The following is a 15,413-nucleotide window of genomic DNA, read 5'->3' on the forward strand; positions in this document are numbered from 1 at the left end:
GGGCGGGTGCTGCGCCCGTCCTCAGGCTGGATGCGCGGGAGCGCTATTCGCTCCCATCTGCGCTGCGCGGCAGGATCGACACCCGATATGCCTGCTCAGGCGAAAGATACTCTGACGCCAGCGCGGCGATCTCCTCGGCCGTCACCGCGTTATAATCCTCTACAGCCGTGCGCAGCCGGTCCAGACGTTCAGGATAGGTCTGCGAGCGGCTGATCTGGCTCAGCCACATCCTGTTGCTTTCCATGCTCTGGTTCAACCGCTCCAGCACCGGTTGGCGCGCGCGCTGCAGCTCATCCTCGCTGATATCGCCTGCCGCCATCGCGGCGGCCAGCTCATCGGCAATCGCATACATGCGCCCGACATCCTCGCGGTCCACATCCAGTCCCACCCACAAGAAGCCAAAGCCGGGAAAGATGGTGGAGGTCTGACTGGACACGATGGGCGAGTAGGTTGCCCCCTCCCTCTCCCGGAAGCGCTCGGTAGCTTTCAGATTGTAGACTTCAGCCATCAGATCGAGCGCGCGGGCGCGCCGGGGATCGAACGCATCGCCGACAGGCCAGTATATGTTCGCCATGCCGCTATCGGCCTGACCGTTGAACTCCACGACGGCCGGGTCGGCACGCGGGTCCGGGAAGCCGAGCTGGCGGGCCTCGTCATAATCCGGCCAGCTGTCAGCGCGTTGCGGCAGGGCGCCGAATGTGCGCGCCGTCATGGCAATGGCATCATCGCGCGTAATATCGCCGACAATGGTGATCTCCAGCGGTGCCGTGCTGAGCGCTTCGGCCACCAGCAAGCGGGCATGATCCATGGTGAATGCGGCAATTTCCCCGGCTTCGGGGAAACCCCAGCGCGGATCGCCATTGCGCAGCATCCGGCTGACCCGGTTCACGGCGACCTGTACGGCCTGCGCGTTCTGACCCCGGCGCACTTCCTCGGCGATGGAACGGAACTGGTTCAGGCCGTCATCGCGCCAGCCCGGCGCGACCATGAAGGCGGTCAGCACCTGCATCTGCAGCTCGAAATCGTCCGGCGTTGTGGCGGAGGTGAAGGAAAAGCTGTCTGCGCCCACGCCGAGGCCATAGCCGACCGAACGGCCCGCCAGCAGGCGTTGCAGCTCGTCGCGGTCGTGGGCTTCCAGCCCGCCACCGCCAAACACCGCGCCCAGAATGGTGCCTGCGGCCGGTGTCGGCTGGGGCGTGAGATCGCCGGCGCCGAACTCGGCGCGGATGCGGATGATATTGTCCTCGAAATCGGTCTGCTTGACGTTCAGCCGGACACCGTTGGCAAATACGATCTGGTGAAAATCGAGATCCTCGACATAAGAGGCCGAGACCACCTCTCCGGCTGGTCCGAAATCGGTATAGGCAAACTCGTTCGCGTCCACCTCGTCCATCGGATCAACCGGGGTGGACTGCGATTCGCTCCACGCCTCGCGTACCGCCGCTTCCCCGTCTTCAAGCGGCTCGTTGACGGCGACATAGATTTGCGCCGGCGCCGCCGCCCAGATGGCGCGGAACGCGGCCTCGACATTTTCGAGCGTCAGCTGGTCCTCGCTGGCTTCCAGCCATTCGGCCTTCCAGGAAGGATGGTGGAGCGTTGATCTGCCCAGCCAGCCCTGCCAGATACCGTCGGCCAGTTCCGGCGTGCGGCGCGTGCGCGCGGCGTTGACCGAATTGCGCACGCTGGTGCGCAGATTGGACATCTGCTCATCCAGCTCGGCCTGGCTGAAGCCGTGCTCCAGCGCCCGGCGCACCTCCTGCTCGACAACGGCCAGCCCTTCGCGCCAGCGCTCCGGCGACAACACCGCGAACACGCCCGCGCGATGGGCAAGGTCAAAATCGTTCGTGTAGGAGAAGTTTGCCTGCACCAGCGGCGACAGGCCCGAATTGATCTGCGACTGCAAACGGCGCTGCACGATGGCATTGCCCAGCTGACGCAAGGTGGACTCCACCCGCGCCTGCGCACTGTCGGGGCGGGGGACGCCGGGCACAATCACATCATAGGTAATCAGCGTGAAAACTTCAGGATCGTGGAAATAGCCAAAGCGCGGCGCGTCCACCGCGCTGACGGTCCCGATATCGGGATGGGCTGGCGCATCAGCGGGCGCCTGCCAGGTCGAGAAGCCCTCAACCGCGCTGACCTCAAGGCCGGGAAGCTCGATATCGAACCCGTCGCGGATCATCACCTCGATGGCGTCAGCGTCGATATCGCCGGTTACCACCAGAAGCGCGCGCTGGGGCACGTAGAAGTCCTGATAGTACTCCATGAAGGCATCGCGCTGTGCGTTATTGATGACGTCCAGCGTGCCGATAGGGCTGCGCTCGGCAACCAGCGTGTCGGGGTAGAGAAAGCCGTAATAGCTCATCAGGAAGCGCTGGATGGGCGTATCGCGATAGCGCATCTCGCTGCGGATTACGCCGCGTTCTGAGTCAATCGCGTCCTGGTCCATCACCATTTCGGTGGCAGTTTCGCGCATCAGGAACAGGCCGGTCTTGACGATCTGCTCCTCCACCGAGGGCAGATCGAGCTGATAGCCGACCACCTCCTGGCCGGTGAAGGCGTTGGTGTCAGGGCCGAACGCCAGGCCGTAGCGCTCCAGAAGCGGGATCATCTCGCCTTCTGGCACATTGGTGGTGCCGTTAAAGGCCATGTGCTCGATGAAATGGGCCAGCCCGCGCTGATGTTCGGCCTCGGCCAGCGAGCCCACATTGAAGACCAGACGCAAGGCCGCCGTACCGCTGGGCGTCGAATTGGGCATGATGGCGTAGCGCATGCCGTTATCGAGCTGGCCAAAGCGTATGCCCGGATCGGCCGGATCCCGCTGGTAAGATGGGCGAACTCTGTTTCGATACCCCCAGCCGCCGCATCACCGGCTGGCACGTCACCGGTATGGGCCGGGTCATCGGCGCACGCCGCGAGGGCGAGTAGCAGAATACCGGCGAACAGACCCTTGGCGGCGTTGACGGTTTTCATGGTTGTTTCCCGGATTGTTGGCGCGCTCATCATGCACGCGAAACTAAGGCACACTGACCGGGCTTCAAATGAAAAAGGCGTCACAACCGGCTTTGTCAGATATCAGACCGGATCATGTTCGGCGACCCAGTGGCCAGGCGTAACCTCCAGCAATTGCGGCCGGTACTGCACGGCATCGTCGCCATCGACGAGGCGCGATTTCAGGAAGCGCAGCTGCGCGCGGCTGTCGAGCGGGCTGGGAAGGTCGCCGGAAAGCTTGATGCGCTCGCGCTGGCGTTCGATCTGCGGGTCGGGGATCGGCACCGCAGAGATCAGCGCGCGGGTATAGGGATGGCGGGCATCGTCATAGATGGCATCGCGGGTGGCGAACTCCACGATCCGGCCCAGATACAGCACCATCACGCGGTGAGAGACCTCGCGCACCACAGACAGGTCATGCGAGATGAACAGCATGGACAGGCCCAGATCGCGCTGCAGGTCCGCCAGAAGGTCAATGATCTGAGCCTGGATGGACACATCCAGCGCCGATACCGCCTCATCACAGATGACCAGTTTCGGGCTGAGGATCATCGCGCGGGCAATGCCGACGCGCTGGTTCTGACCTCCGGACAGCTCGTGCGGGTAGCGGTTTATCATGTCAGGGTCCAGCCCGACCCGCTTCATCATCGCGCGTACCGCCTCGTCGCGCTCTTTGGCCCGTATACCGGGCCGGAAGGTCAGCAGCGGCTCGGCGATCGACGCGCCAATGGTCATGCGCGGATTAAGTGAGGCAAGCGGATCCTGGAAGACAATCTGCATGTCCTTGCGCGCCTGACGCATGTCGCGCGCATTCTTCTCCAGCAGGTTGGTGCCGATCCAGCTGACGGCGCCGTCAGTGGATTCCACCAGCCGCAACACCGCCCGGGCGAGCGTGGACTTGCCGCACCCGGATTCTCCCACAATACCGATTGTCTCACCGGGCAGGAGGTCAAAACTGACACCGTCAACGGCTTTCAGCGGGGTCATTTTCGGAAACAGGCCCGTTCCGTCAGGCACCGGGAACCAGACCTTGAGGTCCTTTACCTCCAGAACCGGCTTTTCGCCTTCAACCGCCTTGCGGGTCTGGGTGATCGGGCCGGTAATCCGGTCCGGCCGGTCCAGGCGCGGCATCGCATCGAGCAACATGCGCGTATAGGCATGGGCCGGCTCGGCAAACACCTGGTCGACCGTGCCCGTTTCCACATAGGCGCCGTTCTGCATCACCTGCACCCGGTCGGCCATGCGCGCCACCACGCCCATATCATGGGTAATCAGGGCAATGGCTGCGCCGGTTTCGGCTTTCAGCTCATCCATGATGTCGAGCACCTGGGCCTGAACCGTCACGTCGAGCGCGGTCGTCGGCTCGTCGGCGATGAGCAGGTCGGGTTCGCACAGCATCGACATGGCAATCATCACGCGCTGGCGCATCCCGCCTGACAATTCGTGCGGATACTGGCGCAGCCGGCGCGCCGCCTCGGGTATGCGCACCCGGTCCAGCCATTCCATGCAGCGCTTTTCGGCCGCCTCGCCCTTCAGCGAGAGATGGGCCGCCAGAACCTCCTTCATCTGGTCACCGACGCGCATATGCGGGGTCAGCGAGGTCAGCGGGTCCTGGAAAATCATCGTCATGGACTTGCCGCGCACCGCATTGAGCTGTCTGGGCGGCAATCCGAGAATGTCCTGTCCGCGATAGCGGATCGAGCCTTGCGCCTTGCCGTTCGATGCCAGAAGGCCCATCGCGGCCAGAAAGGTCTGGCTTTTGCCCGACCCGGACTCGCCCACCACCGCCAGGCACTCGCCGGCACGGATTTCAAGGTCGATGCCGCGTACCGCATGAACTTCGCCGTCGGGCGTATCAAAGCGCACGTTCAGGCCGCGAACTTCAAGGATCGGCGCAGATGCGTCGGTCAATCCGTCCTCACTTCAATTATCTGCCGGGCAAAAAGCCCAAATTGCTGGATCAGCCGGGACGATAGCCCCTGCTTAATATTCCTTCCATTACTATGCACACAAAGGGCTGATTCGCATCGGCCCGGCCGGAGCGGAACAAGGCAGACAATGGCCAGCGCGCATATGTTTGAACACGCGTTCAACGCGCTGCCAGGCGCATGCCTTTTGCTTGATGATGACGGCCTGATTGTCGCCGTCAACGCGCGCTTCAGGGCCGAATTTACCGCACAGGTCACGCCCGGAACCGGGCTTGCCCAGCTCTATTGCGACCCGCTTGACGGGCTGACGGCGCGATGGAAGCAGTCGCGGACGGCCCATGCCGACGAGCTGGCCGATACCGCCCTGCTGCGCGGCGTTGATGATGAACCGTGCGCGGTACGCCTGCATGTGCGCCGGACCCAGCCAGGCATGCGTCTCGTCACGCTTGAACCGGCTGTCGACATGTCACGCCGCGGGGAGCAGCTGCGCGCGGCGCGCCAGCGCGTCGCCATGGCGTTCGAGGAACACAGCGCCGGTGCCTACAGTGTCGATTTCCGGTCCCGCGAAGTCGTGGTGTCAGGCTTGCTCGAACGCTTTGTCGGGCCGGGCGGCGCGGACCAGCCGGTGCGGCTGGCGCGATGGCTTTCCCTTCTGCACGCGGAGGATCTGGCACGCGCGCGCGCTGTTCTACGGGGCAATCCGTCCAGCGCTGACACGGTCATCAGCTTCCATTGCCGCATGCGCACGCATGATGGCGGCTGGGTGCCGATGCGCCATGATGTGCGTGTCGTGGAACGCGATGCACAGGGCAATCCGGTACGCATTACCGGACTTGTTCACGATGTAACGGCCGATGAACGCGCCGAGGCACGTGCCGGCATCGAACGCCGCAAGATCGCTCTATTGACGGGCGCGCTGGGCCTGAGCAGCTGGACGTTCGACTTCGAGACGCTGAAAGGCATCATGGAGGGGCCGGTAACCCTCGCGCTGGGCATCGGGACTGGCCCCCAGGAGATAAACGAGAACCTGCTGCGCAGCCGGCTGCATCCAGACGATTCTGACCGGGTCTACGCCGCCTTCATGGGCCTGCAGTTCGGCGGGCATTATGACGAGACCTTCCGCCTGCGTACCGAAAGCGGACACTGGTTGTGGTATCGAAGCTGGGGCGAGATGGAGCCGTCCGCTGGCGGCGCGCGGCGCTCCATGAAGGCATTCGGCTTCTGGCACGAGCTGTCTCACGACCGCAAGGATATTGTGGAGGCGCTCGACAGCGATCTTGCCGGCGTTCTCGACCGGGCTGGCCTCAGCAGCTGGTCCTATGACTATGTTGCCCGCGAAGTAACGCTCTCCGGCCCGGTCCTCGCCGCTATCGGACTGGCCGGAAACCAGCTCACCCTGCCGACAGACACGTTCAAGGCACGTATCCACCGGGCCGACCAGCCACGGGTTCGCGATGCACTCCTGGCCATGGCAAACGTGGGCAATACCCATGTGGAGTTCCGGGTACGCACGACCGGCGGACACTGGATGTGGCTGAGCCTGCGCGGCGGTGTCAGCGCACAGACCAGTACCGGCGAGCCCTTACGCGCGTCGGGAGTGTTTGCCGAAACCACACAACGCAAGGAACAGGAACGCCGCCTCGTCGACAGTGAGCGCCTGCTGTCCCATGCCGTTTCCGCTGCCACGCTTGGCGCATGGGAAGTCGACTACAAGGCTGGTCTGTTCCTGCCTCGCGGTGAAATCCGGGCCATGCTGGGGCTGGATGAAACGGAAAGCTGGATTCCGCTCTCACGCTGGCGCGACGCCGTCCATCCTGACCATCGCCGGACGCTGGACCGGTCGGTGGGCGGGATTATGAAAAGCCAGCCCGGCGAGAGCCGGACGGCCGAATACCGCGTCATGGACGGCCGCACTGGCGAGTATGTCTGGGTGGAGGCGCGCGGCAGCCGGCTTGGCCCGGAAAGCCACCGCGCCGACTGTGCCGGCATCGTTCTGGACATTTCGCGGCGCAAGGCGCTGGAAGATAGCCTGGCACACAGCGAGGAGCGGCTTGCCCGCGCATTGGAGAGCGCGCATCAGGGCACGTGGCGGCTGCATATCGCTGATGATCGTGTGGAGCTTTCAGAGTTTGGGCGGCTTCTCATGGGGCTTCCCGCAGGCCATGACGGGCGGCTGAACCTTGATGAATGGCGCCAGCTGATATGCAGTGAAGACCGCCATCTGTGCGAAGCGGGTGTGAGCGGCATGCTGGCGGGCGAACCGCTAAACGCCGTCTACCGGGTTGCGGACGGGCAGGGCGGCTGGCGCTGGATCGAGGATCGCGGCGCCATCAGCGCCTTTGACGAGACCGGCAAGCCTCTGGAAGCCATCGGAACGCTCGTCGACATCACCTCGCGCCGCCTGCTTGAACTGGAACTGGAAGAGCGCGAGAAGCGCCTGAACGAGTCCATGGATGCGGGCCTGTCCGCCATCTGGAGTATCGATCTGGAAACCGGCGTCCAGTCCGTGCGGGGCCGGCTGCTGGAATGGATGGGCCGCAAGATAGGCGACGACACGCTGGACGCGGCTGACTGGCAGCCGATTATTCACCCCGACGACAGCCAGCTGGCCCGCAAGGCGCTCGCCGAGATCATGGCGGGCAGGGCTGCCGGTCCCATTGATTACCGGCTGCGCGACGGGGACAACTGGCGCTGGGTGCGGTCCAAGGGCCAGCCTACCGCCTGGGACGATACCGGCAAGCCGATACGCTCGGGCGGTGTGGTGATCGACATTACGGCGGAAAAGCAGTTCGCCGAAGCGCTCGATATCGAGCGCGAGCGGCTGCGCCAGATTTACGCGACCACGCCCGTCATGCTGGCTTCCGTCGACCCTGCGGGCATCATTCTGGATGTCAGCGAATTCTGGCTCACGTCCACCGGCTATGAACGCGAGGCGGTGATTGGCCAACAATACAATGACTTCCTGACCCCCGCTTCGCGCGCCACGATGGAGCGTCTCGGCGGGATGGACGCCCTGCTCGCCGCTGGCGGCATGGAGCATATTTATACGCAAATGATGAAAGCCGATGGCGGCATCATCGATATTATATCGTCCGCCACGGTTGAGCGCAGTCCCGACGGGACGCCCATTGCGGTCCACGGCATCAGCATCGACGTCACCGAGAAGCTCGCCAAGGACCGGGAACTCCAGCGCTACGCCGAGGAACTTGAGCGCACCAATCGCGAGCTGGACCGGTTTGCCGCTGTCGCCTCGCACGATCTGCAGGAGCCCTTGCGCAAGATTTCTGCCTTCGCCAGCCTCATCAAGCGCCGCCATCAGGGCATGCTGGACAGTGAAACCGACCGCAGCCTGGAGTTTCTGGTCGACGCTGCCGGGCGCATGCGCCGCCTGATCGACGATTTGCTGAGCTATTCACGCGCGTCCAAGCGGGCGCTGGACCTGTGTCAGGTCGATATGAACCGGGAACTGGCCGAGACCCTTGCCGAGCTGGAACTGGTGGTGAACGACGCCAAGGCGAAAATTGAGGCAGGCGATCTGCCGATCGTTGAAGGCGATCCCACGCTGTTGCGCCTGCTCATCCAGAATCTGATGTCCAACGCGCTCAAATACCGCAAGGACAAAGGCGTGAATATCGCCGTCTCTTGCGTCCGCCAGGACGATGAGTGGCTGTTCACGGTCAGCGATGACGGTATCGGCTTTGATCCGCGTTTTTCCGAGAAGATTTTCGCGCCTTTCCAGCGCCTGCACGGACGCGAGGAATACGAAGGCACCGGTATCGGCCTTGCCATCTGCCAGCAGGCGGTAGAGCGCCATGGCGGGCGCATCTGGGTGGAGACCGCGCCCGGCAAGGGCTCCAGCTTCCACTTCACCCTGCCGGTAAAACCCGCCGCCGGTGGATCACGCGCCGCCTGAGGCTTGCGTCCCCTTACGCCCCGTCTTGCGCCGGTGCCATTTCCAGCGCGATGGCGAAACGCTCGTCAGGCGAGAGCGAGGTGCGTGCGCCTGACGGGGCAGGCCCCATACGCACTTCCAGCGCATTGGTGACGGCTTTGAGATCCTCCACCACCGGCCCGATCAGGCTGGCAATGTCACCATCAGCATCGGCGACAATCGTGAGCACCTGTACCGGTGCCTTCATCGAGACCTGGAGCTCGCTCTTCACCTTGCGCACCCCGGCCAGGATCGAGACGAACGCATCACCTTCGGCGCGGAAGCCGTCCTTGTCGGCCTGCTCATCCAGTTTAGGCCAGTTGCCGCGCGCATGGAGTGTACGGGTATCGGCATCGCCCTTACCAGCGAGCACATCGTGCAGCGTATCGGTGACGTAAGGGATGAAGGGCGCAAACAGTTTGAGCTGCATCATGCTGGCATGCCAGAGCGTGTGCAGGGCTGAAAGCTGACCGGCATCGGGCTTGCCTTCAAACCGGGTCCGGCTTTTCACGATCTCCAGATAATTGTCGCAATAGGTGCGCCAGAAGAAATCGTCGGTCACGCGCAGAGCCTGCGCGTACTCGTAGGCTTCAAACGCCTTGGTCGCCTTCTCCACCGTCTCGGAGAGCTCGCCCAGCAGCCATTTGTCCATCGGATGGGTGATGAGCCCGGCCTCGATATCGGCTTTGGGCGAGACAGGCGAAATGTCCGCCTGCTCCAGCGCCATGTGAGCGAGCTTGACCGCGTTCCACAGCTTGGTGACGAGGCGTTTGCCCTGGCTGAGCACGTTGGGCGCAAGCGCCGTGTCATGGCCGAGGCGCGAGGTGCCGGTCCAGTAGCGCACGGCGTCCGCACCATATTCGTCCAGCAGCTTGATCGGGTCGATCACATTGCCCTTGGACTTGCTCATTTTGGAACCGTCACTGGCAAGACACCAGCCGGAAATCGCGATCGTGTTCCACGGCACTGTGTTCTGGTGATGGAGCGCCTTCACGATGGTATAGAAGGCCCAGGTGCGGATGATCTCGTGAGCCTGCGGGCGCACGCTCATCGGGAAGAGGCGCTTGTGGACATCCATGTCCAGCGCGAAATCCTCATTGATCGAGCGGGTGACAAGCTGCGGGCTGACTGAAGAGGTGGCCCAGGTGTCCATCACGTCGCGCTCGCCCTCCACCTCGTCGCGCGTATAGCCGCGCGGCAGATCGACAGTGGGATCAACGGGCAGGTCAGCTACTTCCGGCACGATAACCTTGCCCTCTTCACCCGGACGGCGCGAATACCAGACGGGCAGGGCCACACCGAAATGGCGCTGGCGCGAGATCGCCCAGTCCCATTTCAGCCCTTCAACCCAGCTTTCAAAGCGCTGGCGCATATAGTCCGGCTTCCAGGTGATTTCCCGGCCCTTGGCGAGGATCTGCTCTTTGAAGTCCAGCGTGCGGATGAACCATTGCGGGGTGACGATGATCTCCAGCGGTGCGCCTGAACGTTCCGCCACCGGCACCACCTGATGGGTCGTCTCCTGCTTTAAGAGCACGCCGGTCTCACGCAGCATCTCGATAATGGCCGCCTTGGCCGCTTCCGCCTTCTGGCTGGCCAGCGCCGCGATGGTCGCTTTCGCGCCCTCCACATCCACGCTCGGCCAGTCATCAGAGCCGATGGGCAGATCCGGAATCATCTTGCCGTCCGGCCCGATGACGATGCGCAGGGGCAGCTTGTGCGTGCGGTACCACTGGATGTCGGTGACATCACCGAACGTGCAGCACATCACCATGCCGGTACCCTTTTCAGGGTCCACCGTCTCATCGGCGACAATCGGCACCGGCACGCCGTAAAGCGGCGTGATGGCGCGTTTGCCGATCAGTTCCTTGGCACGCTTGTGTTCGGGATGGATGATGAGCGCGCCGCAGGCCGCGATCAGTTCGGGCCGCGTCGTCGCGATGACGGCCGGCTCACCGCCGCCTTCGATCTCGAAGGCAACATAGTTCAGCTTGCCTTCACGCTCGGTCTCTTCCACCTCGGCCTGCGCAATCGCCGTGCGGTCCGCGGGGTCCCACAAGGTCGGCTCAAGGCGGCGCTCCAGAAGGCCCTTCCTGTAAAGGTCCAGGAAGGACATTTGCGAGACGGTGCGGCTTTCATCCGAAATCGTCTGGTATTCGCGGCTCCAGTCCACCGACAGGGCGAGGCGAGTGAAGAGATCGCGGAATTGCTGCTCGTATTCGGGGATCACCTCGCGGCAGAGCGCGACAAATTCCTCGCGCGCCATCGTGCCGCCACGCACCTTTTTCTTCTTTTCCACCAGCCTCTCGGTCGGCAGCCCGTTATCATCCCAGCCGATAGGGTAGAGCACGTTCTTGCCCGCCATGCGGAAATAGCGCGCCATGATGTCGGCTTGTGTATAGCTGTAGACATGGCCGACATGCAGCGTGCCGGAGACGGTCGGCGGGGGCGTGTCGATCACATAATCGCTCTCTGCGGGCAGAGACGGGTCCCATTTGAAGGCTTCATCCTTCAGCCAGCGCGCATTGCATGTCGTCTCAGCGTCTTGCGGCTTGTAGCGATCAGGAAACGGCTTCATGGGGCGGCCTTCATGTGTAACGGGACAGGCAGTGGAGAGCCGCTTCTCCTAGACGATTTTCGTGTCCCGTCAAACCACGCGGGGGCAGGAGAAAGCCTTGCGCTGCCAGCGCCGACCGGCCATGTCTGTGCCCATAGGACTGACGAAGGACAATGAGCCATGAGCGAAGAGCGCGCCTTTCCCGGCTGGCGGGGCACCACCATTATCTGCGTGAGGAAGGGCAAGGCCGTTGCCATGGCGGGCGATGGACAGGTCTCCATCGGCAATACGGTGGTCAAATCTTCCGCGAAGAAAGTCCGCCGCATTGGCGGTGGCAAGGTGATCGCCGGGTTCGCTGGCGCGACCGCCGATGCCTTTGCTCTCTTTGAGCGCCTTGAAGGCAAGCTGGAGGCCCATTCCGGCCAGCTGGCGCGGGCCTGCGTGGAGCTGGCCAAAGACTGGCGCACGGACCGCTATTTGCGCCGCCTTGAAGCCATGCTGATCGTGGCGGACGATACCGAGACCTTTCTCATCACCGGGGCGGGCGATGTGCTCGAACCTGAGCACGGGATTGCGGCCATCGGATCGGGTGGCAATTTCGCGCTGTCAGCGGCGCGCGCGCTCCTCACCTACGAAGACGACCCGGAAGTGATCGCCCGCAAGGCGATGGAGATCGCCGCCGAAATCTGCGTGTTCTCCAATGGCAATCTGACGGTGGAGCGGCTGGGCTAGCCGGTACGGCTGCCCGCCTCCAACCGCACCTGCAAGCCTTGCCCTGCGGCGCGCCAGCGACTTAGCTGGCCCGCAAGAGATTCACAGGGGAGAGCTTTCATGCTGCGTACACTCATCGCCGGGGCGGCCATCGCGCCTTTCATTGCCGGGGCGGGCTTCGCACAGGAACCAGCCGGGGAACTCACCGAGCTGGAGGTGCGTGAAGTCCATGACCGCATCCTGACCATCGACACCCATGTCGATATCCCCACCGGCTATGCCACCCATCTGATTGATCCCAACACCTGGACGCGCCTGCAGGTGGATCTGCCCAAGATGCGCGCAGGCGGGCTCGATGCCGCCTTCTTCATTGTCTATGTGCAGCAACGCGATCTCGATGAAGAAGGCTTTGCCACCGCCCGTGCGCGCGCCGAGGAGACCTATCAGGCGATCATGCGCATGGTGCGCGCCAACCCCGAACGCATCGCGCTGGCCACCACCGCCGACGAGGTGGACGCGATCCATGCCGAGGGGCGCCTCGTGGCCCTGATCGGCATCGAGAACAGCTATTTCATGGGCGAGAATATCGAGGAGGAAGTGCCGCTCTGGGCTGCGCGCGGCGCGCGCTATGCGGCCCTCACCCATTTTAGAAACAACCAGTTTGGCGGCAGCTCCAACCCGGACCTCTCCGCTGGCGACCCGATGGAGGATCCGGGCCTGACCGATCTGGGCCGGCGGCTGGTCGAGCTTCTCAACGACCATGGCATCATGGTCGATATCTCCCATGTCGGCCCGCGCACCTCGCTGGAGGCGATCCAGATGTCGCGCGCGCCGGTGATCGCCAGCCATTCGGGCGCGCGCGCCGTCTACGACCATCCTCGCAACCTCTCCGACGAACTGCTCGAAGCGATCCGCGATAATGGCGGCGTGGCGCAGATGGTCGCCTTCCGCTCATACCTGCGCGCCATCGATCCGGGCCTGACGGCCGCCATCGCCGAACTGCGCACCGAGGTCGGCCTTGACCAGCCGGGTGGCTGGGAGCGCATGACACCAGAAGACAGAGCGGCTTACCAGACGCGCCTGCAGGCCCTGCGCGCCGAATACCCGGATGCGACCGTCGCTGACATGGCAGACCATATCGACCATGCCGTGGCCGTGGCCGGTATCGACCATGTCGGCATCGTGTCGGACTTTGATGGCGGCGGCGGTGTGCGCGGCTGGGACGATGCGTCCGAAACGCCCAACGTAACCGCCGAGCTCTTGCGCCGGGGTTATTCGGAAGAGGACATCGCCAAGCTGTGGGGCGGCAATGTGCTGCGCGTCATGCGCGGCGTGGAAGCGGCGGCGAGGTAGGCCGGAACACACGTGTCATCCTCCGGTCGCGAAGCGATCCGGGGACCCATGCCTTAGAGTGATGAAAGCCCTCGTCCTTCGAGACGGCTTCTTACGAAGCCCCTCAGGATGAGGGCGTGGGGTGCTTTTCCCTCATCCTGAGGGTGAGCGAAGCGAACGTCTCGAAGGATCAGGGAAAAGCAAGCTCTCAGGCATGGTTGGCCCGGATAAACCGGGCCATGACAGTCTGAAATTCATATCCCCAATCGCCCCCTTGCCAGTCCCGCCCCGCCGGGCGTAGCGTTTTATCGCTGGGGACGGCGGCGTGATGGAGGTGCATCATGCCTGAAATGACAGTGATCCTTGCCCAGGTGCTGGGCGGATACATGCTGGTCATGGGCGCGGCGATGCTGATCGACCGGACGCTCATTGCCCGCCTGCTCGCCAGACTGACCGAGGATATCGGCCTGACCGTCACCATGGGGCTGATCGCGCTGATGATCGGGCTTGTTATCGCGGCCACGCACACGCGCTGGGACAATCCACTGGCCATTATCGTCACGCTCATCGGCTGGGCCGCGATTGCCGAAGGCGCGCTTATCCTCTGGCTGCAGAACCGTTTCATGGGCTTCTTCGCGCCCTGGTTCACAAGCCCCATGGTCTCGCTGATCTGGGGCGGTATTGCCGCGATACTCGGTCTCATCCTGCTGGCAGGCAGTTTCGGCTACTGGTGAGCCTGCGTCCGGCGGGGAAAGGGCGGGGGTTCAACCGCTGGTGCCGATGCCACGCGCACCGCCCAGCGGCCCCGCGCGATCATTCGCCCCCAGGCTTGAAAGGGCCGCTCGACCCACACCCGCAAGGGCCAGGCGAGCGCGACCGAGATGAGCGTCATCAAAACAGCGATGCTGGTCGTGCCCGGCTGCCAGCCGATCTGGCCGGCGAGCACCATCAGCATCAGACCGGCCGGCCAGTGGATGATGTAAATGCCGTAGGAGAGGTCTTCTACGCCCTTGATGCGCTGCCAGATTCGGGTGGCGGGGACTTTCAGATACCCGACCCGCAAAGCGAGGAAGGCCGTCGCCAGAATGTCAAAGCTCTGGTGGAACGCCGTGCCCGCTGTGACGATGGCCGCGCATATGCTCGCCAGCACCAGCGCCCAGCTAAGCCCTATCCGGTCCCGCCAGTCCCACAACACCGCGCCGATCAGAAAGCCGGTGGCAAAGCGCAAGGCGGCAGAGACGCCCTCCGGGTGCGGCCCGGCATAGCCGGTATTGGCGTGGATGACGCTGCCCGCGATGACGGCGGCGAGCGCCAGTGGCAGCACCCACGCGTGGCGCAGGGCACCAACGAGCATCAGCAGGCCAAGCCCCGCATAGCCGATCAGCTCATAGCGCACCGTCCAGAGCGGCGCGTTGGCGCTCTGCGCAGCCTGAAGGCCAGAGGCATCGAACGGAAGCGCCGCCGTGGGGTGAGCCTGAGAGATGACGCCCAGCGCATAGGCCCAGCTTTCCGACCGCGTGAGATAGTCGAGGGGGGCGATGCCGGAGAGCGCCGGACCTACAATCATCAGGGTCAGCAGCGTGACCACGATGAGGAGCGGGAAAACACGGAACACCCGGTTGATCGCGTAGGCCAGCACCGCGCGCGAGGCGCGCAGGCTCGCCAGGATCATGTAGCCGGAGAGGACGAAGAAGGCGTTCAGCGCATGCTGGCCTGCAAAGTCGACCATCTGCGCCCATGGCCCCAGGACCGGCCAGGGCAGCACCATCATCAGCGCATGCGCGTAGAGGACTATCCCTGCAAACGCCATGCGCATGGGGGTGAAGAGATTGTCCTGATCCTCCAGCCGGCCATGACCGGGGGCGAAGAGCGCTTGGGTGTATGTGTCCATTCTTGCGACTCCTGATTGTGTATCAGGTAATGCACGCAAAACGTGTGCCGAAGGGTAAAGCAACTGTTAACCAAG

The 15,413-nt window shown here is 63.7% G+C and carries 8 protein-coding genes; 4 read left to right on the top strand and 4 right to left on the bottom strand.

Annotated elements, in window-relative coordinates:
* Positions 1-43: 43 nt before the first annotated feature.
* Together AB6B38_RS10000 and AB6B38_RS10005 are read right to left on the bottom strand one after the other, a co-directional pair.
* Positions 44-2,773 (bottom strand): M16 family metallopeptidase, encoded by a 2,730-nt coding sequence (locus AB6B38_RS10000; RefSeq protein WP_371392706.1) that lies wholly within the window; start codon positions 2,771-2,773, stop codon positions 44-46.
* A gap of 302 nt (positions 2,774-3,075) precedes the next feature.
* The gene (locus AB6B38_RS10005) at positions 3,076-4,902 is read right to left on the bottom strand and encodes a dipeptide ABC transporter ATP-binding protein (protein WP_371392707.1); all 1,827 of its coding nucleotides are present in this window, start codon (positions 4,900-4,902) and stop codon (positions 3,076-3,078) included.
* 147 nt (positions 4,903-5,049) lie between these two features.
* Between AB6B38_RS10005 and AB6B38_RS10010 the strand changes: the two genes are divergently transcribed.
* On the top strand, positions 5,050-8,832 hold the full coding sequence (locus AB6B38_RS10010) for a PAS domain-containing protein (protein WP_371392708.1): 3,783 nt from the start codon (positions 5,050-5,052) through the stop codon (positions 8,830-8,832).
* Positions 8,833-8,845: 13 nt separating this feature from the next.
* Here AB6B38_RS10010 and AB6B38_RS10015 read toward each other — a convergent pair whose 3' ends face one another.
* Positions 8,846-11,425 (bottom strand): valine--tRNA ligase, encoded by a 2,580-nt coding sequence (locus tag AB6B38_RS10015; protein ID WP_371392709.1) that lies wholly within the window; start codon positions 11,423-11,425, stop codon positions 8,846-8,848.
* Positions 11,426-11,584: 159 nt separating this feature from the next.
* Between AB6B38_RS10015 and hslV the strand changes: the two genes are divergently transcribed.
* The 3 genes from hslV (at position 11,585) to AB6B38_RS10030 (ending at position 14,181) form a co-directional block, all read left to right on the top strand.
* The gene (hslV, locus tag AB6B38_RS10020) at positions 11,585-12,136 is read left to right on the top strand and encodes an ATP-dependent protease subunit HslV (RefSeq protein WP_371392710.1); all 552 of its coding nucleotides are present in this window, start codon (positions 11,585-11,587) and stop codon (positions 12,134-12,136) included.
* A gap of 99 nt (positions 12,137-12,235) precedes the next feature.
* Positions 12,236-13,468, top strand: a complete 1,233-nt coding sequence (locus tag AB6B38_RS10025) for a dipeptidase (RefSeq protein WP_371392711.1) — start codon at positions 12,236-12,238, stop codon at positions 13,466-13,468.
* Between the two features lie 320 nt (positions 13,469-13,788).
* On the top strand, positions 13,789-14,181 hold the full coding sequence (locus tag AB6B38_RS10030) for a hypothetical protein (RefSeq protein WP_371392712.1): 393 nt from the start codon (positions 13,789-13,791) through the stop codon (positions 14,179-14,181).
* On the opposite strand, the gene AB6B38_RS10035 is transcribed toward AB6B38_RS10030, so the two are convergent.
* Positions 14,172-15,338 (bottom strand): acyltransferase family protein, encoded by a 1,167-nt coding sequence (locus AB6B38_RS10035; RefSeq protein WP_371392713.1) that lies wholly within the window; start codon positions 15,336-15,338, stop codon positions 14,172-14,174. The two genes, AB6B38_RS10030 and AB6B38_RS10035, sit on opposite strands and share 10 nt — an antisense overlap.
* Between the last annotated feature and the right edge of the window lie 75 nt (positions 15,339-15,413).

This window comes from Glycocaulis abyssi, from assembly GCF_041429775.1.
Classification (GTDB): Bacteria; Pseudomonadota; Alphaproteobacteria; order Caulobacterales; family Maricaulaceae; genus Glycocaulis; species Glycocaulis abyssi.